At 38.1% G+C, this 25,653-nt stretch carries 30 protein-coding genes and 1 other RNA gene; 17 read left to right on the top strand and 14 right to left on the bottom strand.

Annotation, left to right across the window (positions count from 1 at the left end):
• Nucleotides 1–15: 15 nt before the first annotated feature.
• The 4 genes from AAC388_RS13240 to AAC388_RS13225 all read left to right on the top strand — a co-directional run bounded on the left by AAC388_RS13240 (nt 16) and on the right by AAC388_RS13225 (nt 2,858).
• A complete protein-coding gene (locus AAC388_RS13240) occupies nt 16–534 on the top strand; it encodes a hypothetical protein (RefSeq protein ID WP_002117557.1) in 519 nt (172 codons plus the stop codon).
• Nucleotides 535–595: 61 nt separating this feature from the next.
• Nucleotides 596–1,909 (top strand): hypothetical protein, encoded by a 1,314-nt coding sequence (locus AAC388_RS13235; RefSeq protein WP_262448298.1) that lies wholly within the window; start codon nt 596–598, stop codon nt 1,907–1,909.
• A gap of 86 nt (nt 1,910–1,995) precedes the next feature.
• Nucleotides 1,996–2,649, top strand: coding sequence for an adenylate kinase (gene adk, locus AAC388_RS13230; protein WP_002117671.1), 654 nt, complete (start codon nt 1,996–1,998; stop codon nt 2,647–2,649).
• A gap of 71 nt (nt 2,650–2,720) precedes the next feature.
• On the top strand, nt 2,721–2,858 hold the full coding sequence (locus AAC388_RS13225) for a hypothetical protein (protein WP_002117672.1): 138 nt from the start codon (nt 2,721–2,723) through the stop codon (nt 2,856–2,858).
• A 37-nt stretch (nt 2,859–2,895) separates the two neighbouring features.
• Here AAC388_RS13225 and nth read toward each other — a convergent pair whose 3' ends face one another.
• Together nth and AAC388_RS13215 are read right to left on the bottom strand one after the other, a co-directional pair.
• Entirely contained in the window at nt 2,896–3,585 is a 690-nt protein-coding gene (gene nth, locus AAC388_RS13220; protein WP_002117539.1) for an endonuclease III, read from the bottom strand.
• On the bottom strand, nt 3,586–4,377 hold the full coding sequence (locus tag AAC388_RS13215) for an RnfABCDGE type electron transport complex subunit B (RefSeq protein ID WP_130118709.1): 792 nt from the start codon (nt 4,375–4,377) through the stop codon (nt 3,586–3,588).
• A 272-nt stretch (nt 4,378–4,649) separates the two neighbouring features.
• Between AAC388_RS13215 and gdhA the strand changes: the two genes are divergently transcribed.
• Nucleotides 4,650–6,053, top strand: a complete 1,404-nt coding sequence (gene gdhA, locus AAC388_RS13210; protein ID WP_017387156.1) for an NADP-specific glutamate dehydrogenase — start codon at nt 4,650–4,652, stop codon at nt 6,051–6,053.
• Between the two features lie 53 nt (nt 6,054–6,106).
• On the opposite strand, the gene AAC388_RS13205 is transcribed toward gdhA, so the two are convergent.
• From AAC388_RS13205 to AAC388_RS13185, 5 genes are all read right to left on the bottom strand, one after another.
• Complete coding sequence (locus AAC388_RS13205; protein ID WP_032063129.1) at nt 6,107–7,216, bottom strand: META and DUF4377 domain-containing protein; 1,110 nt, start codon at nt 7,214–7,216, stop codon at nt 6,107–6,109.
• Between the two features lie 168 nt (nt 7,217–7,384).
• Nucleotides 7,385–8,161 (bottom strand): class III extradiol ring-cleavage dioxygenase, encoded by a 777-nt coding sequence (locus AAC388_RS13200; protein WP_005075524.1) that lies wholly within the window; start codon nt 8,159–8,161, stop codon nt 7,385–7,387.
• Nucleotides 8,162–8,273: 112 nt separating this feature from the next.
• Complete coding sequence (gene rlmH, locus AAC388_RS13195; protein ID WP_031997135.1) at nt 8,274–8,753, bottom strand: 23S rRNA (pseudouridine(1915)-N(3))-methyltransferase RlmH; 480 nt, start codon at nt 8,751–8,753, stop codon at nt 8,274–8,276.
• A 302-nt stretch (nt 8,754–9,055) separates the two neighbouring features.
• Nucleotides 9,056–11,485, bottom strand: a complete 2,430-nt coding sequence (gene lon / locus AAC388_RS13190) for an endopeptidase La (protein ID WP_342370778.1) — start codon at nt 11,483–11,485, stop codon at nt 9,056–9,058.
• A 461-nt stretch (nt 11,486–11,946) separates the two neighbouring features.
• Complete coding sequence (locus AAC388_RS13185; RefSeq protein WP_017398661.1) at nt 11,947–12,531, bottom strand: 5-formyltetrahydrofolate cyclo-ligase; 585 nt, start codon at nt 12,529–12,531, stop codon at nt 11,947–11,949.
• A gap of 240 nt (nt 12,532–12,771) precedes the next feature.
• Here AAC388_RS13185 and AAC388_RS13180 point away from each other — a divergent pair, with 240 nt between their 5' ends.
• The 3 genes from AAC388_RS13180 to AAC388_RS13170 all read left to right on the top strand — a co-directional run bounded on the left by AAC388_RS13180 (nt 12,772) and on the right by AAC388_RS13170 (nt 13,756).
• Nucleotides 12,772–13,116, top strand: coding sequence for a hypothetical protein (locus AAC388_RS13180; RefSeq protein ID WP_335996077.1), 345 nt, complete (start codon nt 12,772–12,774; stop codon nt 13,114–13,116).
• A 112-nt stretch (nt 13,117–13,228) separates the two neighbouring features.
• Entirely contained in the window at nt 13,229–13,342 is a 114-nt protein-coding gene (locus AAC388_RS13175) for a hypothetical protein (protein ID WP_002117788.1), read from the top strand.
• Nucleotides 13,343–13,435: 93 nt separating this feature from the next.
• Nucleotides 13,436–13,756, top strand: a complete 321-nt coding sequence (locus tag AAC388_RS13170; protein WP_335996075.1) for a hypothetical protein — start codon at nt 13,436–13,438, stop codon at nt 13,754–13,756.
• A 140-nt stretch (nt 13,757–13,896) separates the two neighbouring features.
• On the opposite strand, the gene ssrS is transcribed toward AAC388_RS13170, so the two are convergent.
• The 3 genes from ssrS to AAC388_RS13155 all read right to left on the bottom strand — a co-directional run bounded on the left by ssrS (nt 13,897) and on the right by AAC388_RS13155 (nt 15,115).
• A non-coding RNA gene (ssrS, locus tag AAC388_RS13165) (6S RNA) lies at nt 13,897–14,081 on the bottom strand.
• Between the two features lie 192 nt (nt 14,082–14,273).
• Nucleotides 14,274–14,558, bottom strand: a complete 285-nt coding sequence (locus AAC388_RS13160; protein ID WP_005070547.1) for a cell division protein ZapA — start codon at nt 14,556–14,558, stop codon at nt 14,274–14,276.
• Nucleotides 14,555–15,115, bottom strand: a complete 561-nt coding sequence (locus AAC388_RS13155) for a hypothetical protein (protein WP_002117619.1) — start codon at nt 15,113–15,115, stop codon at nt 14,555–14,557. The genes AAC388_RS13160 and AAC388_RS13155 overlap by 4 nt, the downstream gene beginning before the upstream one ends.
• A gap of 64 nt (nt 15,116–15,179) precedes the next feature.
• Here AAC388_RS13155 and AAC388_RS13150 point away from each other — a divergent pair, with 64 nt between their 5' ends.
• The 5 genes from AAC388_RS13150 to AAC388_RS13130 all read left to right on the top strand — a co-directional run bounded on the left by AAC388_RS13150 (nt 15,180) and on the right by AAC388_RS13130 (nt 20,127).
• The gene (locus tag AAC388_RS13150; protein ID WP_017387159.1) at nt 15,180–15,809 is read left to right on the top strand and encodes a UPF0149 family protein; all 630 of its coding nucleotides are present in this window, start codon (nt 15,180–15,182) and stop codon (nt 15,807–15,809) included.
• Nucleotides 15,810–15,876: 67 nt separating this feature from the next.
• Complete coding sequence (gene pepP / locus AAC388_RS13145; RefSeq protein WP_005070543.1) at nt 15,877–17,199, top strand: Xaa-Pro aminopeptidase; 1,323 nt, start codon at nt 15,877–15,879, stop codon at nt 17,197–17,199.
• Between the two features lie 31 nt (nt 17,200–17,230).
• A complete protein-coding gene (gene ubiH, locus AAC388_RS13140; protein WP_335996071.1) occupies nt 17,231–18,439 on the top strand; it encodes a 2-octaprenyl-6-methoxyphenyl hydroxylase in 1,209 nt (402 codons plus the stop codon).
• A complete protein-coding gene (locus AAC388_RS13135) occupies nt 18,436–19,668 on the top strand; it encodes an FAD-dependent monooxygenase (RefSeq protein ID WP_206218359.1) in 1,233 nt (410 codons plus the stop codon). Before ubiH ends, AAC388_RS13135 begins: the two co-directional genes overlap by 4 nt.
• 207 nt (nt 19,669–19,875) lie before the next feature.
• On the top strand, nt 19,876–20,127 hold the full coding sequence (locus AAC388_RS13130) for a hypothetical protein (protein WP_002117665.1): 252 nt from the start codon (nt 19,876–19,878) through the stop codon (nt 20,125–20,127).
• Nucleotides 20,128–20,165: 38 nt separating this feature from the next.
• On the opposite strand, the gene AAC388_RS13125 is transcribed toward AAC388_RS13130, so the two are convergent.
• Entirely contained in the window at nt 20,166–20,567 is a 402-nt protein-coding gene (locus AAC388_RS13125; protein WP_017387162.1) for a MerR family transcriptional regulator, read from the bottom strand.
• Between the two features lie 65 nt (nt 20,568–20,632).
• Here AAC388_RS13125 and AAC388_RS13120 point away from each other — a divergent pair, with 65 nt between their 5' ends.
• Nucleotides 20,633–21,274 carry a cation diffusion facilitator family transporter gene (locus AAC388_RS13120; RefSeq protein WP_005075543.1) on the top strand — a complete coding sequence of 214 codons (642 nt, stop codon included), beginning with the start codon at nt 20,633–20,635 and terminating at the stop codon, nt 21,272–21,274.
• A gap of 55 nt (nt 21,275–21,329) precedes the next feature.
• Here the strand turns inward: AAC388_RS13120 and AAC388_RS13115 are convergent, their stop codons facing one another.
• Nucleotides 21,330–21,932: a LysE/ArgO family amino acid transporter gene (locus AAC388_RS13115; protein ID WP_342370777.1), complete on the bottom strand. Its 603-nt coding sequence runs from the start codon at nt 21,930–21,932 to the stop codon at nt 21,330–21,332.
• A 105-nt stretch (nt 21,933–22,037) separates the two neighbouring features.
• Between AAC388_RS13115 and AAC388_RS13110 the strand changes: the two genes are divergently transcribed.
• Nucleotides 22,038–22,928 (top strand): LysR family transcriptional regulator ArgP, encoded by an 891-nt coding sequence (locus tag AAC388_RS13110; RefSeq protein WP_342370776.1) that lies wholly within the window; start codon nt 22,038–22,040, stop codon nt 22,926–22,928.
• Between the two features lie 2 nt (nt 22,929–22,930).
• Here the strand turns inward: AAC388_RS13110 and AAC388_RS13105 are convergent, their stop codons facing one another.
• Both AAC388_RS13105 and rsmI read right to left on the bottom strand, forming a co-directional pair.
• Entirely contained in the window at nt 22,931–23,317 is a 387-nt protein-coding gene (locus tag AAC388_RS13105) for a hemin receptor (protein ID WP_002117574.1), read from the bottom strand.
• 99 nt (nt 23,318–23,416) lie between these two features.
• Nucleotides 23,417–24,253 (bottom strand): 16S rRNA (cytidine(1402)-2'-O)-methyltransferase, encoded by an 837-nt coding sequence (gene rsmI / locus AAC388_RS13100; RefSeq protein WP_005075551.1) that lies wholly within the window; start codon nt 24,251–24,253, stop codon nt 23,417–23,419.
• Between the two features lie 209 nt (nt 24,254–24,462).
• On the opposite strand from rsmI, the gene AAC388_RS13095 reads away from it, so the two are divergent.
• Together AAC388_RS13095 and AAC388_RS13090 are read left to right on the top strand one after the other, a co-directional pair.
• On the top strand, nt 24,463–24,864 hold the full coding sequence (locus tag AAC388_RS13095; protein WP_014206105.1) for a YraN family protein: 402 nt from the start codon (nt 24,463–24,465) through the stop codon (nt 24,862–24,864).
• Nucleotides 24,865–24,943: 79 nt separating this feature from the next.
• A complete protein-coding gene (locus AAC388_RS13090) occupies nt 24,944–25,651 on the top strand; it encodes a BON domain-containing protein (RefSeq protein WP_002117601.1) in 708 nt (235 codons plus the stop codon).
• Nucleotides 25,652–25,653 lie beyond the last annotated feature (2 nt).

The following is a 25,653-nucleotide window of genomic DNA, read 5'->3' as shown; positions in this document are numbered from 1 at the left end:
AAAATGGAGAAAATAATGAGAAAAATTTATCCCTTACTTGCAGTTTTGACAGTAAGTAGTTGGGCCCATGCTCAAGACTATTCGTTTCTTCCGGAAGCAAAATTAGCAGGACATAATGCATCTACCTGGAATGTGGGTGCAGGTGTTACTCAAAAATTATTACATCTTAACGGTGAGTGGGTAAATCCGTATGGTATTGCCTATGCGAAAGCCGGTGCATTTTTGAATGGTGACAAAACCGCTGGTGGTCAAGTTGGCTTCCGATATCCTTATTATCTTACTGGCACAGACAAAAATGGTTACTATATCGGTTTCTATGCTGGTCATCTTGACAGTAAAGAGGTCGATGGTGATTTTAAATCCCGTTTAGGTGCGGGTGTTGATTTGGCCTATGTGTGGTTAAATTCAGAAAGAATTAGCACTTTTAGTGTGGGTATCGGTGCGGCTGAAAAATTAACTGACCAGAACGGAAATGTTGCTGCAGATACTAAACCACAAATTCAATTTTCTTATTCTCTAAGTTTTGGTTTATAAAACAAAGCAGTTTATCGTTAACTCGCCATAAGCAGAGCACAAATAAATACGAGAGTCTTACATGTTAGAGTACGTCAGTGGATTGTGGCAGACCTTTTTACACAGACCTGATTTTTGGGCCGTTTTGAGTATTATTCCCGTAACGGCTTTTGTCACATGGGCACATGTGTGGATGGCTTTAAAAATGGTATTTTACCCAATTAAATTTTGGGGATTCCATTTAGGACCATTGCCAGTAGGTTGGCAAGGTATCGTGCCACGTAAAGCAGGACGTATCTCTGGGATTATTACCGATAACACTTTATCTAAATTGGGTTCATTGCGTGAATTTTTAGAAGCAATGGATCCTGAAGATATGGCCCGTATTATTGGTGAACAAGTCGGTTTTGAACTTGAACATCTTATTGATGAAGTCATGATCGATCGTAATGCTGTGCTTTGGGAAAATCTACCTTATTCAATTAAACGCCGTATTTATGCTCAAGCACATAAGCAATTGCCGGGTGTGCTAAAAGAATTAGTGACTGAGCTGACCATGAATGTAGAGTCACTGGTTAACATGCGTGAAATGGTCGTGAGCCAGATGGAAGGTGATCGCCGTTTAATGGTACGTATGTTCTTAAAGGTGGGTCAAAAAGAAATTAACTTTATTTGGCATATTAGTGCACTGATTGGCATGTTCTTTGGTATTTTCCAAATGGTGGTTTGGTTTGTAGTACCATGGCACTGGACAGTACCATTTTGGGCTGCAATTTGGGGCTTTTTAACTAACTGGATCGCAATCTGGATGGTATTTAACCCAATTGAGCCGCATTATATTCGTTATCCACAGATTTTTAGATTAACAAGAGATCGTAAGTTTCCATGGATTGTACCAGTTCTTCGAATTGGGACCTATAATGTCCAAGGCGCTTTTATGAAGCGTCAAGAGGAAGTATCTGATGTGTTTTCGAGCGTAGTCACAGAAGATTTGATCACGTTAAAATCGATTATGACCGAAATGATGTATGGGCCGCGTAAAGATAAAACGCGCCGCATTGTTAAGCGTCATATTAACGAAATCATGGAAACCCCGTTAGTTCGCACCTCTTTACAGCTTTCTTTAGGGCCAAGAGAGTACGCAAGATTAAAGACGGACTTGATTGATCGTTCAATTGAAATTACGATGGGACCCGTATGTGACCCAGCACTGAACGCAAGCCGGGCACAGAAGATTTTTCAAATGTTTAAAGAGCGTATTCGTGAACTAACACCAAAAGAATTTCAGAATTTATTACGTCCTGCATTTCAGGAGGATGAGTGGATTCTTATTGTACTAGGTGGGGTAACCGGATTTATTGCTGGTACAATACATTTGTTTGTGGCTTTCTTATAATTCGATGTCAGGCAGGATCTATTGAAGATTAACGAGACTTTTTCTGCCGGACTTCATATTCATTGTTTTAAATGAGGATGTTTTTTATGCGCATTATTTTACTCGGACCACCTGGAGCAGGCAAAGGGACTCAGGCTCAGTTGATCTGTAAGCGCTACAATGTCCCACAAATTTCAACCGGTGATATGCTCCGTGCTGCGATTCGTGAAGGTACTGAATTAGGTCTAAAAGCCAAAAGTGTAATGGAATCTGGTGGTTTGGTTTCAGATGAACTTATTATCGGTTTAGTAAAAGAACGTATTGCTCAACCTGACTGTGCAAATGGCTGCATTTTCGATGGTTTCCCACGTACTATTCCACAAGCTGAAGCTTTGGAAAAAGAAGGGATTAGCATCGATCACGTGATTGAAATTGATGTTCCTGATGAAGAAATCGTAAAACGTCTTTCTGGTCGTCGTCAGCATCCAGCTTCTGGCCGTGTTTATCACACTGTATACAATCCACCTAAAGTGGAAGGTAAAGATGATGAAACTGGTGAAGATCTTGTTCAACGTCCAGATGACCAAGAAGAAACAATCCGTAAGCGTTTAGCGTCTTATCACACTGAAACAGAGCAACTGGTTGGTTTCTACCAAGGCCGTGCTGCTTCTGGTGAAAATGCTCCAACTTATGACAAGCTTGATGGCTTGCGTACAATTGAAGATGTACAAAAAGATTTGTTCAACATCTTAGACAAATAATTTAATATTGTTTGTGATAATGAGCCCTCTTTGTGAGGGCTCATTTCTTTCATTAGGTGCAGGAGAACAATATGAAAATCATATTGATTTTGGTGGTATTGCTGAGTCTGGCACTAGTAATATTTTTGGCTTTTCAAAGCTACAAAATGCTAAGACAGGTTCAAAAACAAGCAAAAGAAGAGCGTAATGAAAAAAAGCGACTAAAGTAAGTTTGATTGGGTATGATCCCTATACCCAACCATATTTTTAAGCTTCAATATTTTTAATGGCAATTTGCTTTTGTGCGCCAAATTCAAAGCGATCAGGCCAGTTACAGACATCTGCAACAACACATTCTGCACATTTCGGTTTACGGGCGATACAACAATAACGACCGTGTAATATGAGCCAATGATGTGAATCTAAAATAAATTCTTTAGGAATGACCTTAATTAAGCGGTGCTCAACCTCAAGAACATTTTTACCTACTGCTAAACCAGTTCGATTTCCTACTCGGAAAATATGAGTATCGACAGCCATGGTGGGTTGTCCGAAAGCCGTATTTAAAACCACGTTAGCTGTTTTACGCCCGACACCCGGTAAAGCTTCTAAATCTTTTCTGTTGCTTGGAACTTCGCCGTTAAATTGTTCCATTAAAATCTTACAGGTCTTGATGACATTTTCGGCTTTTGCGTTATAGAGACCAATTGTCTTGATATATTCCTTTAACCCATCTACGCCCAAGTTATAGATTTTCTCGGCTGTATTCGCCACAGGGTAGAGTTTATCAGTTGCTTTATTAACACTTACATCGGTCGCTTGAGCTGACAACATAACTGCAATAAGTAGCTCAAATGGAGATGAATATTTTAACTCGGTTTGAGGTGAAGGTCGTTGTTCGCGAAGGCGTTCAAAGAAAATTTGAATCTGCTTTTTCGTCATATTCTTGACGGCCATTCAGACCTCCTGTAATTGCATGAGTTGCTGTTGAAGTTCTTCAAGTTGAAGACGTTTTTTAGTATCTTCACGTACACTGAGCTGTTTTTCCAACTTTTTAATTTGCGTACGAATTTTCGCTAACTCAATTGTAGTTTTTGCATCAGTTGACACAACTTCTTTGGGTTTCTCGATGAGCTCGATTGAAGGTACTTCATCAAGTGCCTGAGAGAACTGGGCAAACAGTTGGGTATCAATTTCAGCGCGTACTACAGGTCCTTTACGGTGAGTACGACGTTTTTCTTCGCGCTGAATGTGAGCGTAATAACGTTGTCTTAAATCATTTTGTTCAGCGATACGCTGTTGCTCATTTGGTAATACTTGCGTGTCTTCGACCAAATCAATGCAATCTACCGGACAAGGTGGAATACATAACTCACAACCTGTACATAAGTCAGTCAAGATGGTATGCATGAGCTTACCACTTCCAATAATAGCATCTACAGGGCAAGCACTAATACATTTGGTGCAACCAATACATTCATCTTCCCGAATAATTGCTTTCATTCGCTGGGGACGACCATCGGCCTGTACAGGCCATACGCTAGTTTCAGCGGTTAACACAGGACGATTTAATAGATTTGCGAGTGCATCGGCTACAGGCTGACCACCTGGAACACATTTATTTGCTTCTTCACCTTCAGCAATCGACTTTGCGTAGGGTAGACATCCATCACGATGTCCACATAAACCACACTGAGTCTGTGGTAATAACGCATCAATCTCGCGTATGAGAGAAATAGATGAATTCATAGTGGGCAAATAGCTTGGTTAAAACGATGCGATAATGAAGAAAAACCTAAGTAAGGTCAATGGATTTTAACGAATTTATCGGGTTTTTAATTGACCTAAAATGTAGCTAATATTGCACAATAATAGATCAATAAAAATGAAAAGATAAATTAATATTTCTTATTTTTAAGTAGTTTTTCTAAAAATAACTTTTTGATAATTAAGGTGAATAAAATAATTTAAAATAAGTATTGTTAAAATTGATGGAAAGGGATTTAATATTTTGCTGCTAAATGATGCATTTAAAAATGTATTGCACCAATTTAATTCATTACTATGCTGAGGACCGTGCATTGAAATACAACAACCTGAATGAATTCCTGAATTACGTGCAAGCGCGTGATCCGCATCAACCTGAGTTTTTACAAGCTGTCGAAGAAGTCATGACGAGTTTGTGGCCATTCATTGAAAAAAATCCGGAATATGCAGAGCATGGATTGCTAGAACGTTTGGTTGAACCTGAGCGTGTGATTCAATTCCGTGTTTCATGGATGGATGATCAAGGCCAGACTCAAGTTAACCGTGCTTTTCGCGTTCAATACAATTCAGCAATTGGTCCATTCAAAGGTGGAATGCGTTTCCATCCATCGGTCAATCTATCAATTTTAAAATTTTTAGGTTTTGAGCAGACTTTTAAAAACTCACTTACCACCTTACCAATGGGTGGAGGAAAAGGTGGTTCAGATTTTGATCCTAAAGGTAAATCTGATGCTGAAATTATGCGATTCTGTCAGGCATTAATGATTGAGCTTTATCGCCATTTAGGACCAAATACGGATATTCCTGCGGGTGACATTGGTGTGGGTGCGCGTGAAGTCGGTTATATGGCAGGCATGATGAAAAAGCTGAGTAACGACACCGCTTGTGTCTTTACCGGTAAGGGAATTTCATTTGGTGGTAGCTTGATGCGTCCTGAAGCCACTGGTTATGGTACGGTTTATTTTGCAGAAGAAATGCTTAAAGCCCGTGGACAATCTTTTGCTGGTAAAACTGTTTCTGTTTCAGGTTCTGGTAACGTCGCACAATATGCAGCAGAAAAGGCGATGTTCTTAGGAGCAAAAGTTGTTACCTTGTCGGACTCAAACGGCACAGTTTATTTAAAAAATGGTTTTACAGATGAGTTACTTGCTGAAGTAATGGAACTGAAAAACGTTAAACGTGGTCGTATTTCCGAGTTTGCTTCTAAACATGGTTTTGAATACTTTGAAGGAAAAACACCTTGGCATATTCCTGTTGATATTGCTTTGCCATGTGCTACACAAAATGAATTAACAGGTGAAGACGCTAAAAAACTTATTTCTAACGGTGTCATTTGTGTAGCTGAAGGCGCTAATATGCCATCTACACTTGAAGCAGTTGAACATTTTATTGAAGCTAAAATTTTGTATGCGCCAGGTAAAGCATCTAATGCGGGTGGTGTGGCAACTTCTGGTTTAGAAATGTCTCAAAATGCAATTCGTTTAGGCTGGACCCATGCTGAGGTCGATGAACGCTTACATGCAATCATGAAAGACATTCATGCCAACTGTGTAAGATATGGTACTAAAGAAGACGGTACTGTGAACTATGTAGACGGTGCCAATATTGCAGGTTTTGTAAAAGTTGCTGATGCAATGCTTGCTCAAGGTATTTTCTAAGATAGAAATAAAAAATCCGATGCATAAACATCGGATTTTTTTAGTCTAAAAACTTATTTTTTAGGTTTTTTAACTAACTCTTGTTCTACAACCATATCTAATACATCTGCTTGACTAGATTGGTCTGCAGCCGGGTTTTTCACTTCAAAACGTTTTACACGCAAAATTACGCGTTGGTCTGGTTTGTGTTCAAAACCTTCGATTTGACCGTAATATAATGACCAGTTTTTGTCAGCGTAAGTTTTAACGCCTTTCTCGTCATATTTAATTTCACGAACTTGCATACAAGTTTGTGGCGCAACACCAGTACAAGATTTAGTTTCCGGAGCTACTTCAAGGAAAACAGTTTTTCCTTCAGATTGATATTTTGCTTCAGGTGTCATTTTACCAGTAAAAGTATATTTCTGGCCTTGAGCATCAGATACTGTCAATGTTGGTTGATCAACATTTGTAGTATTGAGTTCAAATGGAATTGCACGTTTTTGGAAGAGGCTGCTAGAGAACTGTTCCTGTTTCATTAAAGCAGGTTCACACGCCATCATCGTCGACATTACGTCAGCTGTTACAATCGTATTATTTTCAACTTTCCAAGTTGTTCCTTGGCGGTTACAACCTGTTGCGATAGATAAACGATCATTTGTAAAGTTAAGAACGATTGGCTTTTTAGTATTTTCAGGCTGATATGACCAAGAGTAGTCTGTTAAAGCTTGAGTATTAACTGCTTTTTGACCTTGGAAAATATGTTTTTGACCAGTTTTATCTGTCACCGTTAAAATCACCTGACCATTAGTGTTGCTAATTTCAATTGGTAATTTTGCTTCATTAAAGATGCTATTCGACAATTGTTCTTGTTTCATTAAATCATCTTGGCAAGCCATCATCGTTGAAACAAGATTAGAAGTAACAAGTTGGTTGCCTTCAACTTTCCAAGTACCGCCTTGGCCATTACAGCCCGTATTAATGGCTAATTTACCATCTGCATTAAAGTTAAGAATAAGTGGTTTAGAAGCTTTTACATTTTGATAAGTCCATGCATATTCACCTAAAGTGGTTGCAAGGTTTTGTTGTTGCTCAGAAACAATTGGAGCAGGAGTATTAGTAACTGTTTGACACGCCATCAAAGAAAAAGGTAATAACGCAAGAATTAAATATTTAATTTTCATTTAAAAACTTCAAGTAAAAAAACAACAGTAATAAGCTTAAAACATTCTTAAAAAAAGAAAATGTAAACATTTGATTGTTTCGGTTTTTAAAATGTATAAGTTTGTAAATTATTCTAATTTTCAACAAAAATAATGGTATACCCCGCAAAACGGGGTATTTCTTAATAATTAATCAAAACGATAGATGTCCATTCCTAATGAGCCCATTGTGAAGCTACTATGAACAATCGTAAAGCGATTGCCTGTACCCATAGCAAAAAACAAAGGTGCAAAATGTTCAAGCGTAGGGTGGTTGCGTTTCACAAACGGCAGTGATTGCCAGTCTAAAACTCCATCATAATCTTGATGGGAAAGCTTATTAACGACAGTATTTCTAAAAGTTGAAGCCCATTCAGGAACTTTAGAGTTGTCGCCTTGCCAAGATAATTCTGCAAGATTATGAGTAATACTTCCCGAACCAATGAGTAAAATTTGTTTGTCACGTAAAGGGGCGAGTGTTTGTCCTATACGATAAATTTCTTGTGCACTTAAATTTGATGGCAAAGAAATTTCGACTACAGGAATGTCTGCATCTGGGTACATATGCAATAAAGGCATCCATACGCCATGATCACGAGGACGGGTACTATTGGCATGTGCAACAAAGTGAGCATCGGCCAATAATTTTAAGATTTCTTCTGCTAATGCTGGTTCGCCAGGCGCACTGTAGCGAATTTCATATAACTCTTTAGGAAATCCACGGAAGTCATGCCACGTTTCAGGACGAGTCGAAATACTTACTTCAAGTGCTTTACTTTCCCAGTGCGCAGACATCACAATGATTGCCTTAGGTATAGGAAGATTTGTACCTAAGCGATGTAGAGCAGGTCCCACTTGTTCCGGATCAAGTGCAAGCATGGGCGAGCCATGAGAAATAAACAGTCCAGGAAGCGTTTGTAGTTCCATTTCATTACACCTGATTTGAAAAGCAGAATAATAGGTATTATGCCAAAATCAGAACATGATAAAAGTATCCAGATTTCAACGGATTGTTCTTAAAATGAAACGTTTGTTCCTTTTATGCACGGTGATAAGGATGATTGTGATTAATACTCATGGCCCGATATAGTTGCTCGATTAATAAAACACGTACCAACGGATGGGGCATGGTAAGTTTTGAAAGTGACCAATGCCAAGCGGCAGCTTTACGTACCTGATCTGACAAGCCATCTGGACCGCCAATAGCAAGTGCTACATCATTACCCTCAAGCATCCACTGTTTCATTGTGTCAGCTAATTTTTCTGTACTTAGTTCCCGACCACCAACTTCAAGAGCAATTAAGGTTTCATTCGATTTTAAAGCATTTAAAATACTTTCGCCTTCAATTTGGCAATACTTTAAAATATCCGCTTCTGAATCATTCTTACCACGTTTGGCCATAGGTAGTTCAATAACTTGGGTTTGAACAAAAGGTTGGATGCGTTTGAAATAATCTTCAAAACCAGTAAGAACCCAAGCAGGCATTTTTTGACCAATGGTCAGAATACGAATTTTCATGTTATCTATTCATTCAAATACAGCTGGCGCATTATACCTGATGAATGAAAGTATCTGACGATCTAAAAGCTGGCATAAAAAACGCAGTCCAAAAAACAGTGTTGGACTGCGATCAAATGATCATCTGTCTGGAGTTCAGATGATCATAGAGAATAAAAACAAGGCTATCTAAGAATTAGATAGTTAAGAGTACTCATTTATTTAAATACTCTTATTACCTATTATGAGGATGGTTGGATATTTTTCAATCAAATTGTGTAACAAAAAAAAGAGAGCCGAAGCTCTCTTTTTTATATTTTTAATTAGTGACGTGCTGCTTTTGAACCTTCCACCGGTTTTACAATTGGTGTTTTAGGTAAAGGCTTTGGCATCGAAACTAATGCTAAAGGTAAGATATCATCAATACTTTTCACAGCTTTGATTTCCAAACCTTCTTTAACATTCGCAGGAATTTCTGCTAAGTCTCGAACGTTGTCTTGAGGAATAAATACAAGTTTAATTCCACCGCGGTGTGCTGCAAGAAGTTTTTCTTTTAAGCCACCAATACGCATTGCACGACCACCTAAGCTTGTTTCACCAGTCATTGCAATATCAGGACGAATTGCAATACCTGTAAATGCTGATACAAGCGCAGTTGTTAATGCTAAACCAGCAGATGGACCATCTTTTGGTGTTGCACCTTCAGGTAAGTGAACGTGTACATCAGTTTCTTCAAAACGAGAAGCTTCAATACCTAACTCATCAGCACGTGTACGTACTAAAGTCATTGCTGTGGTAATAGACTCTTTCATTACGTCACCGAGTGAACCAGTCGTAATGAATTTACCTTTACCTTTAACTGCTGCAACTTCAATAGTTAGTAACTCACCACCTACAGATGTCCAAGCTAGACCATTTACGCGTCCTACTTGTGCTTCATCTTCTGCGATACCAAAGTCAAACTTATGTGGACCTAAGTATTCTGGAAGATTGGCAGAAGTCACATCAAGTTGTAAGTTTTTAGACTTTTTACTTACTGCTTCTTTTACCACTTTACGCGCAATTTTAGACACTTCACGTTCTAAATTACGTACACCAGCTTCACGTGTATAGCGTTGAACAATGTCACGGATCGCTTCTTCATGAATTGTTAACTCTTTTGGACGTAGACCATTGTTCTTAATTGCTTTTGGAACAAGGTAACGTTCAGCAATGTTAACTTTCTCATCTTCGGTATAACCCGGTAGACGAATAACTTCCATACGGTCAAGCAAGGCTTCTGGAATATTCATACTGTTTGCAGTACAGATGAACATCACTTCAGATAGGTCAAGATCAAGATCTAAATAGTGATCGTTGAACTTACTGTTTTGTGATGGATCTAATACTTCAAGCAATGCAGAAGCAGGATCACCGCGGTAGTCTTGTGCCATCTTGTCAATTTCGTCAAGTAAGAACAGTGGGTTCTTCACGCCAACTTTTGTTAAAGACTGCACAATTTTACCTGGCATCGCACCAATATAAGTACGACGGTGACCACGAATTTCAGCTTCGTCACGTACACCACCGAGTGCCATACGAACAAATTCACGACCTGTTGCTTTCGCGACAGACTCACCAAGTGAAGTTTTACCTACACCAGGAGGGCCTACTAAACATAGAATCGGACCTTTGAGCTTTTTAACACGCGACTGAACAGCTAAGTATTCAACAATACGGTCTTTTACGTCATCTAAACCGTAGTGATCTGTATCGAGAATTTCCTGTGCTTTCGCAAGGTTAATACTCACTTTGCTCGCTTTATTCCACGGCGTATCTAAAATTACTTCTAGATAGTTACGTACAACAGCTGCTTCACTAGACGCTGGTTGCATTGCTTTAAGCTTACGGAACTCAGCTTCAGCTTTTTTACGTACGTGTTCAGGTAAATCAGCTTCAGCAAGACGTTTCTCTATCTCAGCAACGTCATCTTCAGCACCGCCATTCATATCAGAAAGTTCACGTTGAATGACTTTCATTTTTTCATTTAGAAAGTATTCACGTTGGTTTTTTTCCATTTGACGTTTTACGCTGTCATGCAAAGTTTGTTCAATTTGCTGTTCGGCAGATTGATTTACCAAGTAGCTCATAAGCTCTTGCAAATGTGCTTCAAACTCATCGTGCTCTAAAAACTTCTGTTTAATTTCAATATTTAGAGGCACACGTGTTGCTACGAAGAACATGAGTTGTAGCAAGTCTTCAATTTTATTAGCCGCAGCAACGAGTTCGCGTGCATTACGTAATTTTGCTTCAGCATATTGAGCAAATAAAGTACGTAACTCTTGCAAACGAGTTTCTTGAGTAGCTTTATCTACGTTAATTGTCATTGGACTTAAGCTGTGTTCAGCAGTCAAATGGCTATCTTCATCGATAATCTTTTCAAGTTTAGAGCGATGTAAACCTTCAATAAGTACTTTAATGCAGTTTTCATCATTCTCATGATTTACGACTTGAACAATCTTGGCGACAGTTCCGTACTGATAAAGGTTATCGTGATCAATTTCTTCTGTAAGCGAATCTTTTTGCGCAACTACAAATACTAAATTGTCACTGTTACGAGCCACATCAACTGCATTGATCGATTTTTCACGACCCACGAATAACGCAATTTGCATGTGTGGGTAAACCACAACATCACGCAACGCTAAAAGTGGTAATACACTTGGAACCTGAGGCTCTAAGTCAGTTTTTTCATTCATAATAAGTTCAGACATGGGCACTCCTAATGAGTGACAACGAGGTTGCCATGTTTTTTATAGTGATGTGTATTTTAAAAATTACAAGGGCCTCACTAGAGAAAATGTGGAAAAAAGGACTAATTTAGTCAACTTTTTTTTAAAAATGTTATGAATCAAGAGATTAATTCTTAAGAAGAATAAAATTTTGTATTAATGCTAAGTAATTTAGCTTAATAATTATAAATATCCATATCACAAAAAATGTTCATGAATAGAAAATAATCATTTTACGGGCAATTTATAGACATTATATGGTTAACAATAATTCACAACTTACTCAATGTTTGGTGCCTACTAGAGGTGCTAATATAAGTTGGTGAAACGGTCTGTCACGTAAAAGTAACCATCCTTAGGGTGGTTACTTTTATGATTTTGAAAGACATAAAAGTAAAAAACTGGTTTTATATGACTAAATTTTATTAGTTTTTATATAAATATTATCTTTTAAAATAATAAACACGTTGAGGTGTGAGTAAAGCATCTAATGGCTGATCCCAACTCTGACGTTTTAAAGTATGTTCGATAAATTGAAATTGATGAGCTAACCCTAAACGATAAGGTTTGTGTTTTGCACTTGCCAAGGTACGATCATAATAACCGCCTCCCATGCCAATACGCGTACCATATCGGTCGCATGCCAGAAGTGGCATGATCAATAAATCAAGTGATGAAACATGTTTTGCTCTAGTTGCCATCGGTTCTTTCATTCCCAATGGGTGATGTGAAAAACGTCGGTTTATATATTGGTTTTTAGATATTTTTACCCAGACCAAACGCTGGTTCATAGAACAAATCATCGGTAAATAAACTTGCTTATTCTTTTTAAAACATAATTCTATGAGAAGCTCTGTGTGAACTTCTCCAAAGGCATGCAAATATAAACCAATTTTTTTGGAAGAATGAAAAATAGGCAGGGTATTTAAATGATGAAGAACATTAAGCTGAGCTTGTTTTTGCTCAAATGAACTTAAAGAACGTCTTTTAGATCTTAAATTTTTTCTAATAAAGCTGAGTTCATTCATGTATAAATCTAACTAAGATTAAAGATCAGTCGTGCAAAATTATACCTATTTTTCGACAGCTTTATGGAAATAGAAGGGTAATTCGAAAATAACTTAAATTCGTTAGACCAAAAGTCATAAATTGATCTGATCTATTGTGTTTAACTATTAAAAATTCTATTTCTTTACGTATTGTCAGTATTTCTTTACATTTAATAAGGTTAAGTATATTTAAAAGATTAATGCAGAATTGTTAAGCGTATGAAGTTGAAAATTTTAACCATTACAATAAGTGCTGGTATGCTACTTGGTGGATGTACGAAACAAGCCGAACCTGAAGCGGCGGAAGTTGATTATAAAGCTCAATTTGAAGAATCAGATCGTAAAATAGGAGAGTTTTTAGATCAACTAGATAACCCGAATACACCGCAAGAAGTTAAAGTCAAAATCTTATGTCATGACTATCCAGAAGTTTATAAGACCCAATATATGCCTGCCTTAATAAAAATTTCGCCTAAACCTTATACCGAAGAGAAATTATTATCAGATTTGAAAAGTGCGACGGACTACTATAAGGATGCTTTTGCGATTAGATGCACTCAATAAGTTTGTTTTGATTTTAATCTCAAAAAATCCGATAAATGTGAATTGATTGGCATTATTGAGTTGTGATAAATTTTCTTCTATCTTTATAAGGGAAAGTTTAGGGGATTTAGATATGGAAATCTTAAAGTTCTTACAGAGTTTTAATACAGTTGGTACATACTTAACGATCGCTTCAACCGTTTTAGTAGGTCTAATTATTTATTTTTATGTGATTAATCCAGCATAAAAACCTTTAAAAGAAATAGGGATCAATTTCCTATTTCTTTATTAATAATAAAATTCTGTAATTAATTTAAAGCTATAAAAATAAGGTAGGTATATGAAATTTAAATTATTTTTTCTTAGTTTTTTAGCTTTTGGCTGTTATGCCGATGAAAGTGTAAGTGACCCCGAAATTTGTAATGTGGTAAAGAAAGTTTCTTATACTGTCATGGAAGCGCGTCAACAAAAAGTCCCATCTGAAGACTTGCAGCATATAGCGAATAGTCTAGAAGATCCAAAGGCAAAAAAACTTTATCAAGATTTAATTACTTCTGCTTACTCAACCAAAGTATTCAAGACCAGCTTCTTTAAAAGAAAAGCGGTAGAAGATTTTCAAACAGCTTGGTATCAAGAATGCCTGAGTAGAAAAGAAAAGTAATTTTGAATGCAGAGACTTATTCATCTCTAAAATAATAATATCATGCTTATTGAATGCTTGAGAAAAAGATCGTACCGACAGGTCTGTATTGAAAGGCAAATTAAAATAAATATTTGAAATTTTATTATTTAATTAAAAGTAAATGCTCCGAAGATGCCGCTGCATGTGTCGTTACCCTGAACCCGATGAGTTCAAGGTGGACGCGACGTATACTTGCTGGGTTTCCTACTCGAAGGTAGGCATACACTCTAAATATACAGAACGCAATCCATAAGTTTAAGTATCGGCAGGGGAATAGACCCGCTGGCGAACATCCCAGAGATAGCTTAAGTATAACCGATCTAACTATGTTGGCAATCACTTGAGCCTATGGAACTGTAAACTTAGTTTGCGTTTGATGAAGCTTTGTACATTGAAAGTAGATAAAACGATATTCAACTGTAGTTGATAGTCAAAATAAAAAAAGCCTTGCATCTATGATTTATAGAGCAAGGCATTTTGTGGTAATCAAAGCTTGTTAAATAACCTGTTCCACATCTTCTAAAATCGTTTGAAGTAGACGTTCACAGTGAGTGTATTCCTGCAAAGATTTATTAAGACTCAGCACTTCTTGAGTTAACTGTAGAGCGACCATAATGACTAGTTTGTTGTGCTCAACACGTGGGGCACTACGGCGCATGTCATTAAATTTCTCATTGAGAAGTTGTGCAGCGCGTTCAAGTTCATCTTTTTTATCTGAGGTAGTCGCGAGTCTAAAAGTCTGCTCAATTAGCCTAAGCTCTACCATGACTTGTTCACTCATGATTGGATCTCCTCACCAGTTTCAGCATTAGGATGGGCAAGTTGCTGGATTTCTTGAGCGTGTTGATCTTGAGCAGTGCCTAAAATTCCTAAACGCTGAATAATGGCTTCAACTTTTGATTTGGCAAGCTCATTTTTTTGTAACAAACGGTCACGGTCTTGTTGTAAATCATGCAGCTCTTGTTGGGTTTGACGCTGGTGGGCTTGTAACTTCTCTTTTGCAACACGTAATTCATTTCGTTCGGCAAGAATTTCTTGAAAACGATTTTTTAAATCAGTCGTACTTTTTTCTAATCGGCTATAACGTTCGGCAAGTGTGTTAGCATCTTGATTCAATTGTTGAAATTGGCCTTTTAACTGAGAAAGTTGCTCAGTTACCGACTCAATTTCCTCTTGTTTTTTAGTGATAATACTATTTTTTTGCACAACTTGTGCGTGATGCTCTGTTTCAGCCAGTTCTTTAGCTTCCGAGAGTGCCGCATGTTCACTCTCTAAATGATGTAAGCGTGTTTTTAAAACGCTAATATGCGCTTGTAGCCGCTGTAATTGTTCTAACATAACGAGGTCGCACAGAATTGCAATCAAAGGTAATATATACAAAGTATAGAGATTGGATAAACGAATGCAAGACGATATTTCAGGCTGGACAGATTGGAACGCTCATTTTGAAGGAATTGAAGAAATTTCAAGCCCTAGTGAGTTACATGGTCTGTTAACAGGTATTGTTTGTGTGACAGAAGCGCCTACGCGTGAAGAATGGTCACAAATTTTAACAACCCTTAATGTACCAGAGTTAAGTGAAGATGCTTTAGCGCTTTTGACTGACGAAGCAGAAGATGTGGTTCATGCTTTATCTGAAGATGAATTAGATTATCTACCAATGCTTCCAGATGATGAACATCTACTTCAAGAGCGTGTGCAAGCACTATCTGATTGGTGTGCAGGTGTTGTGTTAGGTTTCGGTTTGGCATCGGGTCATGTTCGTAGTGATGAGCGTGAATTGATTGAACACCTTCAAGATGTTGCAGCAGTTGAATTTGAAGATTCTGACAATGATGAGGAAGGTGAAAGCAGTTACGAAGAATTGTATGAATTTGTACGCTTAATCCCTGTGAGCTTGTCTATTGGCAGAAAAAAAATCACTGTAGCTGAAAGTTCATTATTGAAAAACTTTCATGCAAAAAGTAAAACTGCGGTTCTAGGTACAGATCAGAATATTGTAGAAATGTTCACACCACATCGTCCAAGCTAATTGAGGCGATGTGTTATTGGTTGTATTTTATTTTTTGACTTTAAAATTCTAAATCAAGTAGATCATTATGAAATTGCCTCAAGCTGATTTTCAACATCGTAGAGACCGTTTAGCAGAAAAAATGGGTCCTAATAGTATTGCAATTATTGCAACGCGTGAGGAGATGTACCGTAATCGTGATGCGGATTATAAATTCCGTGCCGATAGCAGTTTTTTCTATTTGACGGGCTTTGCTGAGCCTGAGGCAGTTGCAGTTATTGAAACTTTTGAGGATGTAACTGACTATAGCTATAGTCTTTTTTGCCGTGAACGTAACCGCGAGATGGAAATCTGGAATGGTTACCGTGCCGGAATTGACGGTGCAATCGAAGACTATGATGCAGATGAGGCCTATGCAATTGATCTGCTTGATGAAGAAATTATTGAAAAGTTATTAAATAAAGAACGCCTTTATTATCGGATTGGGCAAAATGCTGCGTTTGATGCACGAGTGAGCCAGTGGATTAAAAAAGCAGATGCTGAGCATCGACATCAAGGTGCTCCAGCTCAACTGGTACAGCTCGACCGTATTGTTGATGAAATGCGTTTAATCAAGTCACCACAAGAACTTGAGCTGATGCAAACTGCTTCAAAAATTAGTGCTCAGGCACATACTCGTGCGATGCAAACTGTTCGCCCTGGCATGATGGAATATGCACTAGAGGCCGAGCTCAATTATATATTTGGGCAAAACGGCTGTGTCCCATCTTATAACAGTATTGTTGGTGGCGGGGCTAATGCTTGCATTTTACACTACGTTGAAAATAACCAACCTCTTAAAGACGGTGATTTAGTCTTAATTGACGCTGCATGCGAATATGAGTTCTATGCGTCAGATATTACCCGTACTTTTCCGGTCAATGGTAAGTTTAGTGCTGAACAAAAAGCATTATATGAAGTTGTATTGGCTTCTCAATATGCGGCGATTGATGCAGTACGCATTGGTAATTCGTACCGTGAGCCTCATGAAGTAGCCGTTAAAATTTTAACCGAAGGCCTAATTGAGTTAGGTTTGCTCAAAGGTGATATTAACGAACTTATCGAAACTGAAGCATACCGTCAGTTTTATATGCATGGTACAGGCCATTGGTTAGGAATGGATGTACATGATGTCGGGTCTTACAAAAAAGGTGAAGACTGGCGTCAATATGAAGAAGGTATGGTCGTTACCGTTGAACCAGGCCTATACATTGCACCAGACGATGAAACTGTAGATAAAAAATGGCGTGGTATTGGTATTCGTATTGAAGATGATGTGGTCGCAACCTCGAAAGGTCCACGAGTTTTAACTGCTGATGTAGTTAAAAATATTGCAGATATTGAACATTTAATGGCGCAAGCTAAATCATAATTAAACGTATTCGCCAAAGGAGCACAACTCGATGCAACAACAAGTGATTATTGTAGGTGGGGGAATGGTTGGACTTAGCCTTTCACTCATGCTGGCGAAGGCTAATATTGCAGTAAAGCTGTTAGAAGCTGTGAAATACCCAAACTATGATGATCAAAATGTTGCCCCTTATCATTCCAGTTTCGATGCGCGTAATACGGCTTTATCGCGTCGTAGTGTCCAGATTTATCAGAAGCTGGGGTTATGGGATGCATTACAGCAGCACGCGACTCCAATTCTACAAGTTCACATTACTGAACAAGGCAGTTTTGGTAAGGCACGATTAATTGCAGAACAAGAAAAAGTCGAAAGCTTTGGGCAGGTGATTGAAAATGCTTGGTTGGGTCGTGTTTTATTGACTCAAGTACGTCAGCAGCCTTTGATTGAGCTGATTGATGGCGTTCAAGTGACTGCTTTAACTCAAGATGCTGAGCAAGTACATATTGAGGCCAAGCGTGGTGATGAAGTTTTAAAACTTGAGTCAAAGCTATTAATTGCCGCAGATGGACGTGACTCTTTCTGTCGTCAGGCTATCGGCGTTGGTGTAGATGTTCATGATTATGATCAGGTTGCAATTGTCACTACCGTTCAGACTTCAAAACCACATGATCAAGTAGGTTTTGAGCGTTTTAGTGCATTAGGCCCTTTAGCTTTATTGCCTTTACCGGGCGAATATCGCCGTTCGGTTGTATGGCCTGTTAAAAAAGGCACTGAAAGTGAGTGGTTAGGCGATGAAAATGATCAGCATTTCTTAAGTGCGTTACAACAAACTTACGGTGACCGAGCGGGCAAATTTGAAAAAACCGGCAAACGCTTTAGTTATCCGCTTTCACAAGTGCTCGCACATAAACAAGCTGTCGGACGCGTTATTTTAATGGGTAATGCGGCGCATACAATCCATCCTGTTGCAGGACAGGGTTTTAACCTATGTCTACGCGATGCGGATGTTTTAGTGCGTTATTTAGTAAACCAGCTAACCGCTTCTGACGATATTGGCACCCCTGATAATTTACTGGCTTATGAACAGGCTCGTTTGTCAGATCAACAGCGAGTAATTAAGTTCTGTGACACTGTTGTGCGTGGTTTTAGTAACCAAAATCCATTATTAAAATTAATTCGTAATACGGGATTAATTGCATTCGATGTCATTCCAGGTGTTAAACCACTGGTAGCGAACTATGCAATGGGGTTAAAAGCATGAGTGAAGTACTAGATGTTGTCATTGTTGGTGGTGGGTTGGTTGGTGGTTTAACAGCTTTATTACTTGCACAAGGTGGTGTACAGCCTACTGTGCTTGATGCTGCTCCTGTACTGGATGTTGAAAAAACACTAAGTGTGATGAACCCACGTGTTTTAGCACTGAGCCAAGCGACCATTCATTTACTTAAAACTGTCAATGTTTGGGATGATCTAGCACGTCAAATGCCATATACAGGAATGCAGGTATGGAATCTGAATGGCTATGGTGAAATTAATTTTGGCCAGGAGTCCGTACAAAGGCCAATGCCAGAACAGTCCTTGGGTTCTATGGTTGAGCCAAGTGTATTGAATGTTGCCATTCAACAAAAAATGCTTGAGCAACTAAAAGATTATCGTACTCAGGTTCGTGTGACTCGCATTGAGCAGGGTGTTGGTTGTTGGCATATTCAATTGGCAGATGGTACGACACTTAAAACAAAACTGCTGATTGGTGCAGATGGTGCCAATTCATTTGTACGAGAACAGGCCTTTATTGACCTAGATGTCTTAGATTACAAGCAAGCAGCGATTAGTTGTGCCATTAAAACATCTAAACCCCACAATCATGTTGCTCGTCAAATTTTCTTACCTACAGGGCCTTTAGCTTATTTGCCGATGGCTAGTCTTGAAGAAAGTGAAAATGGCTACTGGCAGTCAATTGTCTGGACACTACCTGATGATTATGCCGATGAATATTCTGCTTTAACCGATCATGAATTTATGCAGCTTTTAACTCGTGAAAGCCAACATATGTTGGGTGAAGTGTTAGATGTACGTTCAAGAGCCCAATTCCCGCTCAAAGCGCGCGCCGCAAAACAGTATGTGAAAGCTGGTTTAGCTTTAATTGGGGATGCAGCACATGTTATCCATCCACTTGCTGGACAAGGGGTAAATATTGGTTGTTTAGATGCGGCTGTACTCTGTGATGCATTACTACATGATTTAGCGCGTGGCGTATGGGCAAATGAACAGACATTGTTGCGTTATGAGCATCGCCGTAAAGGTCAAAATGATGCAATGATGCATAGCATGTCGGCAATTGGCTGGTTGGAAAGTAGTGAGCTATTTCCATTTATCTGGGCTCGGAATGTGGGACTCAAGCAAGTTGAACAAATTTCCTTCTTAAAAGAGCGTTTTATGCAACAAGCAAACGGTTTAGGGTCTTTACAAAACACCCAGTATAGTCGTTAAAATAATTACGAAGTTTATGCTCTACTGGTCTAAATAAATATCAGTAGATATTTTTTAAACAATCATTTATATATCATTACCAATTGGGTTGAAAAAGATACACATTTGACCAATTTGGCTCTTTGCTAAATGCAAAGAGATTGCTAAATTTCTGAGGTCTTGGGACCATAGCGATGATGCAATAGAAATCATTCTGGGGAGTGAAAAATGTCAGATATCAATGATTATGAAGATGCAGAAGATTCTGCCGTAGATGAAGATGAAGCGAAAGCAGCTGAAAGCGGTGCAGCTGATGAAGAAGCAAGCAGTATTAATGATACTGATATTGCTGAGGCAGAAACACTGACTGTGACTGCTAAGCAAAAACAGCGCCAAGCGCTGGAAGATGAAGTTGCCGCATTTTTAGCTCGAGGGGGGAGAATTACCGAAGTTCCTCCAGATGAACATAGCGACCATTAATCCTAAAAAGCATCACATGAGTGATGCTTTTTTTATTTTTAAGGTGCATTTTGAAGTTCTTTCAAAATCCCGCATTCATCTACTGTTCGATTGGTAGAGCAATGCTGTTTTAAATCAATTAAAGATTCTTTTAAAAGTAATAATCGTTCGATTTTTTCAGATACTTCTTTTAAGTATTTATCGACTAAATTATCAATTTCTGTGCAGGCCTGTTTAGGCTGAGTTTTCATTTCTTTTAACGTTTTAATATCACTCAGTGAAATATTTAATTCACGGCAATGCTTAATAAATAAAAGGTCTGCAAGTGTTTGTTCGGTGTAAACACGATAATTATTTTCTGAGCGCTGAATACGGTCCAGCACACCTACTTTTTCGTAATAACGGATCGTATCAATTGGAATATCCGCTTTTTTTGATAATTGACCAATAGAAAGACTCATAAGACTTGACTCTGGAGCTACTCGAGGGTTTTTAATCACTATAAAAGAGTTTTTGAGGAAATAAAATGGCTGGATGTGGTTGTGCTTCAACATGTTCTCCTTCAAAGAAAGTGAGTCCGCGTTTTAGAAAAGCTTTATGGATTGCACTTGTAATCAATGCCTTAATGTTCGTGGTGGAAATATTGGGAGGTTATAAGGCCCAATCTGTTTCACTTTGGGCAGATGCATTGGACTTCGCCGGAGATGCAGCAAACTATGCATTATCTTTAGTCGTTCTTTCGATGAGTTTATATTGGCGTGCGACAGCGGCATTAGTTAAAGGAATAACGATGGCGGCTTTCGGTGTTTTTGTCATTGCGAAAGTGGTCTGGTCGTATTTTTATGGTGTTTCACCCGAACCAATGGTGATGGGGGCAATTGGTGTAATGGCTCTAATTGCTAACGTTTCTGTGGCGCTTATGCTTTATGCATTTCGTGATGGTGATGCCAACATGCGCTCTGTTTGGTTGTGCAGTAGAAATGACTCAATTGCTAATATTGCTGTAATTTTAGCGGCGGTTGGGGTATTTGGAACAGGCAGTGTATTTCCCGATTTATTTGTTGCCTTTGTCATTGCATACTTGGGTGTATCTTCTGGCTATGCTGTTATAAAACAGTCACAACAAGAAAGAAAACAGGCAAGAGTTATAGTTGCCAGTGAAGCGTAATACTAAAGAGTAATAAAAAAGGATCTTTTTATGATCCTTTTTTAATTTTAAGCCGCTAAAACAAGAGGGTTATAGCGATACTCCACATAACGCAACCAATAATGAAATCTAAAATTTTCCAAGCTTTAGGATTGGTAAATAGTGGCTTTAATAATCTTGCACCATAGCCCAGACTAAAAAAGAAAACCCAAGAGGCAAGAATGCTGCCCAAAGCAAAACTCACTTTATCTTCAAGCTGAGTTGCAACTGAACCAATCAGAACAATAGTATCTAAATAGACATGAGGATTAAGCCAAGTAAAGGCAAGACAGGTCACTAATGCTTGAGTTAATGTTTGTTTTTGACTGCTATCAAGGTCCATACTTTGGGTAGTCTTAAATGCAGCATAAAATGCTTTGGCACCATAAACTAATAAAAACGTTGCCCCTAAATATTTAGCTATGGTAATTAAGATAGGTGATGCCGTCATGATTTCGGCAAAGCCTAATACACCACAGGCAATTAAAATTGAGTCGGATAGAGCGCAGATTAAACACAACCAAAATACATATTGCTGTTTAAGTCCTTGTTTTAGGACAAAAGCATTTTGAGCGCCAATTGCTACGATAAGCCCACTGCCAATACCGAAACCTTTAAAAAATATACTAAGAGAGAACATAACAATAAGATGGAAAAATCAGATATGGGAATTATCTGACTTTTTATTAAGAAATAAGTAAAATTAAGAATATTTAGGTTTGGCTAAAAATAATTTAGGTTTGATATGTTAGATAGCAAACAATGTGAAGCCTTTCTTGCAGTTGCAGAATTGGGAAGTTTTGATGCAGCAGGAGAGTATTTATATATTACGCCCTCGGCAGTGTCCTTACGCGTACAAGCTTTAGAAAAGTATTTAGGACAAATACTAATTATACGTGGCCGCCCTTGTGTGCTCACTCAAGCAGGGCAAACTTTATTGCAGCATTTACGTCATACGAGATTAATGGAGCAAAATTTATTACAAGGTTTGATGGGGAAATCATCTGAATCTGAATTTTATAAAATTGCTCTAGCTTCAAATGCAGATTCATTAGCAACTTGGCTTTTACCAAATATTCAGCAAACGCTTTTTAAAGAAAAAATCGTGTTAGAACTAAAAATTGATGATCAATCTCACACGCACACTTTATTGGAAACAGGACAAGTCAATGCCTGTATTTCGGCAGAAGAGCAGGTCATGTCAGGTTGTTTAGCTCAACCACTAGGAAAAATGCGTTATAAAATGTTGGCTTCTGCTGATTTTGTAAATAAATGGTTCAGTGCTGGAGTGAATAGAGACGCATTAAGAAAAGCACCAGCAGTTATTTTTAATCATAAAGATTTAATGCATTCAGAGGTTCTATTAAAAGGATACGGTTTACCGATGCAAAGTTATCCTTATAGTTTTATTCCAGCAACAGATGCTTTCGTCAAAGCAATTCAATTAGGTTTAGGCTATGGCATGGTGCCCGAACTTCAAGTTCAACCATTACTCGAAAATGGAACACTTGTTGATATTATGCCTGAAGCCGAACTTGATGTTCCTTTATATTGGCACCACTGGAAAAGACAGTCACAGCAACTTGACGTATTAACTGAAACAATTGTTCAGTCAGCAAAAAAGATATTGAGATAAATTTAAGTCCGTGAGCGGGCATAAAAATTTGAAACATGCTGAATATAAAACTCTATATCTTGTGTTGAGTAACCTAAAAGTTGTCCGATTCTACGGTCAAGTTCTAAGCGATCTTCGAGTTGAGTCTCCTTTAGTGATTTTTCAATACATAACACAAGTTCATTTAAATCTGCTAAAGGAGCATTTTTATAGATCAGCATAATTGAAAATGGTAAAGGTAAAGAGGTTTCAATATCTTTACTCAGCATAGATAAAGTACCTTGCTCGAGATGCTCTAAAAACTCGGTAGGTAGTAGATCATAAAACAAAGCGATAGGTTTCTCGCCTGAAAGTAGTAATTCTAGTTCACACTCTTCATGCGGCCCAAGCTTTCCAAGCTGTTCAATCATGTAAATACTCTTATTTTTATCTTTAATATTATTATGCAAAATTCATGCACAGTGATGATGAAGGCTATTTATTGTTCATCACTGTGCTTAATCAAAAGATTAAGATTGTGTTAACTCAAGCGCACGTTGATAAGCGACTTTTTTCTTAACTCCTGTTAAATCAGCAGCCAGTTGAGATGCCGCTTTAACAGATAAATCTTGAAGTAAGCGCTTTAAAAGCTCATCTAGTTTTTCTTGTTCCAGATCTGTTTTTTCTGGTGCACCGCCTACTACAAGAACAATTTCGCCTTTTTCTTGGTTGTGATCATTTTCTATAAAACTGACCAAATCTTTTAAAGTCATTTTTTTGATGGTTTCAAAGGTTTTGGTAATTTCACGTGCGAAACCTACAGGGCGGTTTTCACCAAATACCTCAGCCATATTTTTTACACATTCTAAAATACGGTGTGGTGCTTCATAGAAAATTAAGGTCTGAGTTTCATTTTTGAGTTTTTCTAATTGAGAAATACGTTGAGAAGCTTTTGATGGCAAAAATCCTTCAAAACTAAAACGATCGCTCGGTAGACCTACTGCACTTAGAGCGGCAATTGCAGCACATGCGCCAGGCACAGGAACAACTTTAATGCCATGTTCTTGAGCAGCTCGAACTAACTTAAAACCAGGGTCACTAATAAGTGGTGTACCGGCATCACTAATTAAAGCAATGTTATCGCCTGCAAGTAATTTTTGAACTAACTGCTCAATTTTATTACTTTCATTGTGATCATGACATGCAGTAAGTTGGGTCGATATATTATAGTGCTTAAATAATTGTGCTGATTGACGAGTATCTTCGGCAGCTACGATAGAAACTGATTTTAAAATATCAATTGCACGGAAAGTCATATCATCTAAGTGCCCGATTGGGGTGGCTACAACGAATAACTGAGCACTCATTTGGTTTTACTCCGTACAGATAAAAAATTTTAATGGGGTAGTTTACCCGAAATTATGATTTGGGCGTGAACAATGTCTGCCAACCTTTGCTTTTCCAAAATGATCTGATTTTCATTTGTTCAATTTAAATCAAAAAGTACGGGTGGATTTAACGAAATAATTTAAGCATCAAAATATGTGGTGCTACTTTTAATTTGGGGAAGATAAAAATGTTAATAGCGCAGCAGTTGGGGAAATGGGCAGAGCAAACAGCTTTAAACCTATTGCAAAAGCAAAACTATGTATGGGTAACCAGTAATTACCATTCACGCCGTGGTGAAGTGGATTTGATTGTTAAAAGAGGGCAAGAGCTGGTTTTTGTTGAGGTAAAGGCACGTACTATAGGAAATTATGGGCAGGCTTGCGAAATGGTGACAAGAACAAAGCAGAAGAAAATTATTAAAACCGCGATGCGTTTTTTACAGCGCTACCCATCTTATCAGGATTTTTATTGTCGTTTTGATGTGATTTGTTTTGATTTTCCACAGAAAATTGCAAAAACAGTACAGCAAGACTTTTCAAATTTCCATTATGATCTGCAATGGATCGAAAATGCATTTACTTTGGATTAAGAGTTCATTACTCTTTTGAGCAAATTAAAACCGATGTTTTATGATCAAGCCAAGAAGAGATTGATAGGAGTCTGGTGGAGTGTTGAAACGTATTGCTGTAACAGCGCTTTGTGTCGCAAGTTTGTCAGGTTGCGCAAGTTTTATTTCTGGTGGAACAGGTACAGCTCCAGTCGGAACAGATAGTGGTGTACGTAGCTTAGGTCAGGTATTCATTGATTCTTCAATTAAACGTACAGCGAATATTAACCTCTATAAGCTTGATCAGCGTTTTAAACAATCACGTATTAATATCGAAAGTTTCCATAGTACTGTTTTATTAACAGGACAAGTGCCAGACCCATACTTGAAACAATTGGCAGAAGACAATCTTAAAGCCATGAGTGATGTAAAAGCTGTACATAACTACATTACCGTGGGTAATAAGGTCAGCTATAACACGATCATGCAAGATGCTGGTGTAACTGCAAATACACGTGCTCTTTTAATGAAAGCGCCAGTTGTATCGGACAGTAAAGTACTTGTCCATACCGAAGATGGTGTTTTATATGTAATGGGCCGTTTAAATACAGCTGAAATTAATGATTTAAATAATGTGCTTCAAAATGTTGGTAACGTGACCAAAATTGTGACACTCATTGATAACGTTGATTTAGCACCTGCGCCAGCGGCGAGTACTGCTAGTGCAACGACTACACCAATTATTAATAACGTCATTGCTCAACCAACAGTTCAAACTCCTGTTGCAATTGATCCTGACCAAACAGATCCAGCTTCGAATGCACAGTAATA

The sequence above is a fragment of the Acinetobacter sp. D009 genome (genome assembly GCF_038562025.1).
GTDB classification, from domain to species: domain Bacteria; phylum Pseudomonadota; class Gammaproteobacteria; order Pseudomonadales; family Moraxellaceae; genus Acinetobacter; species Acinetobacter pittii.
This window is presented reverse-complemented; position numbering and strand designations above follow the sequence as displayed.

Excerpts from the sequence above, each read along its gene's own strand:
- AAC388_RS13170 (WP_335996075.1), top strand. The coding sequence starts at position 13,436 with ATGAAATTTAAATTATTTTTTCTTAGTTTTTTAGCTTTTGGCTGTTAT.
- AAC388_RS13175 (WP_002117788.1), top strand. The coding sequence starts at position 13,229 with ATGGAAATCTTAAAGTTCTTACAGAGTTTTAATACAGTTGGTACATAC.
- AAC388_RS13115 (WP_342370777.1), bottom strand. The coding sequence starts at position 21,932 with ATGTTCTCTCTTAGTATATTTTTTAAAGGTTTCGGTATTGGCAGTGGG.
- AAC388_RS13185 (WP_017398661.1), bottom strand. The coding sequence starts at position 12,531 with ATGAATGAACTCAGCTTTATTAGAAAAAATTTAAGATCTAAAAGACGT.
- AAC388_RS13155 (WP_002117619.1), bottom strand. The coding sequence starts at position 15,115 with ATGTTAGAACAATTACAGCGGCTACAAGCGCATATTAGCGTTTTAAAA.
- AAC388_RS13130 (WP_002117665.1), top strand. The coding sequence starts at position 19,876 with ATGTCAGATATCAATGATTATGAAGATGCAGAAGATTCTGCCGTAGAT.
- AAC388_RS13200 (WP_005075524.1), bottom strand. The coding sequence starts at position 8,161 with ATGGAACTACAAACGCTTCCTGGACTGTTTATTTCTCATGGCTCGCCC.
- pepP (WP_005070543.1), top strand. The coding sequence starts at position 15,877 with ATGAAATTGCCTCAAGCTGATTTTCAACATCGTAGAGACCGTTTAGCA.
- lon (WP_342370778.1), bottom strand. The coding sequence starts at position 11,485 with ATGTCTGAACTTATTATGAATGAAAAAACTGACTTAGAGCCTCAGGTT.
- AAC388_RS13110 (WP_342370776.1), top strand. The coding sequence starts at position 22,038 with ATGTTAGATAGCAAACAATGTGAAGCCTTTCTTGCAGTTGCAGAATTG.
- AAC388_RS13180 (WP_335996077.1), top strand. The coding sequence starts at position 12,772 with ATGAAGTTGAAAATTTTAACCATTACAATAAGTGCTGGTATGCTACTT.
- AAC388_RS13225 (WP_002117672.1), top strand. The coding sequence starts at position 2,721 with ATGAAAATCATATTGATTTTGGTGGTATTGCTGAGTCTGGCACTAGTA.
- ubiH (WP_335996071.1), top strand. The coding sequence starts at position 17,231 with ATGCAACAACAAGTGATTATTGTAGGTGGGGGAATGGTTGGACTTAGC.
- AAC388_RS13135 (WP_206218359.1), top strand. The coding sequence starts at position 18,436 with ATGAGTGAAGTACTAGATGTTGTCATTGTTGGTGGTGGGTTGGTTGGT.
- AAC388_RS13235 (WP_262448298.1), top strand. The coding sequence starts at position 596 with ATGTTAGAGTACGTCAGTGGATTGTGGCAGACCTTTTTACACAGACCT.
- rlmH (WP_031997135.1), bottom strand. The coding sequence starts at position 8,753 with ATGAAAATTCGTATTCTGACCATTGGTCAAAAAATGCCTGCTTGGGTT.
- AAC388_RS13160 (WP_005070547.1), bottom strand. The coding sequence starts at position 14,558 with ATGAGTGAACAAGTCATGGTAGAGCTTAGGCTAATTGAGCAGACTTTT.
- AAC388_RS13215 (WP_130118709.1), bottom strand. The coding sequence starts at position 4,377 with ATGAATTCATCTATTTCTCTCATACGCGAGATTGATGCGTTATTACCA.
- AAC388_RS13095 (WP_014206105.1), top strand. The coding sequence starts at position 24,463 with ATGTTAATAGCGCAGCAGTTGGGGAAATGGGCAGAGCAAACAGCTTTA.
- AAC388_RS13205 (WP_032063129.1), bottom strand. The coding sequence starts at position 7,216 with ATGAAAATTAAATATTTAATTCTTGCGTTATTACCTTTTTCTTTGATG.
- nth (WP_002117539.1), bottom strand. The coding sequence starts at position 3,585 with ATGGCCGTCAAGAATATGACGAAAAAGCAGATTCAAATTTTCTTTGAA.
- rsmI (WP_005075551.1), bottom strand. The coding sequence starts at position 24,253 with ATGAGTGCTCAGTTATTCGTTGTAGCCACCCCAATCGGGCACTTAGAT.
- AAC388_RS13125 (WP_017387162.1), bottom strand. The coding sequence starts at position 20,567 with ATGAGTCTTTCTATTGGTCAATTATCAAAAAAAGCGGATATTCCAATT.
- adk (WP_002117671.1), top strand. The coding sequence starts at position 1,996 with ATGCGCATTATTTTACTCGGACCACCTGGAGCAGGCAAAGGGACTCAG.
- gdhA (WP_017387156.1), top strand. The coding sequence starts at position 4,650 with ATGATGCATTTAAAAATGTATTGCACCAATTTAATTCATTACTATGCT.
- AAC388_RS13105 (WP_002117574.1), bottom strand. The coding sequence starts at position 23,317 with ATGATTGAACAGCTTGGAAAGCTTGGGCCGCATGAAGAGTGTGAACTA.
- AAC388_RS13240 (WP_002117557.1), top strand. The coding sequence starts at position 16 with ATGAGAAAAATTTATCCCTTACTTGCAGTTTTGACAGTAAGTAGTTGG.
- AAC388_RS13150 (WP_017387159.1), top strand. The coding sequence starts at position 15,180 with ATGCAAGACGATATTTCAGGCTGGACAGATTGGAACGCTCATTTTGAA.
- AAC388_RS13120 (WP_005075543.1), top strand. The coding sequence starts at position 20,633 with ATGGCTGGATGTGGTTGTGCTTCAACATGTTCTCCTTCAAAGAAAGTG.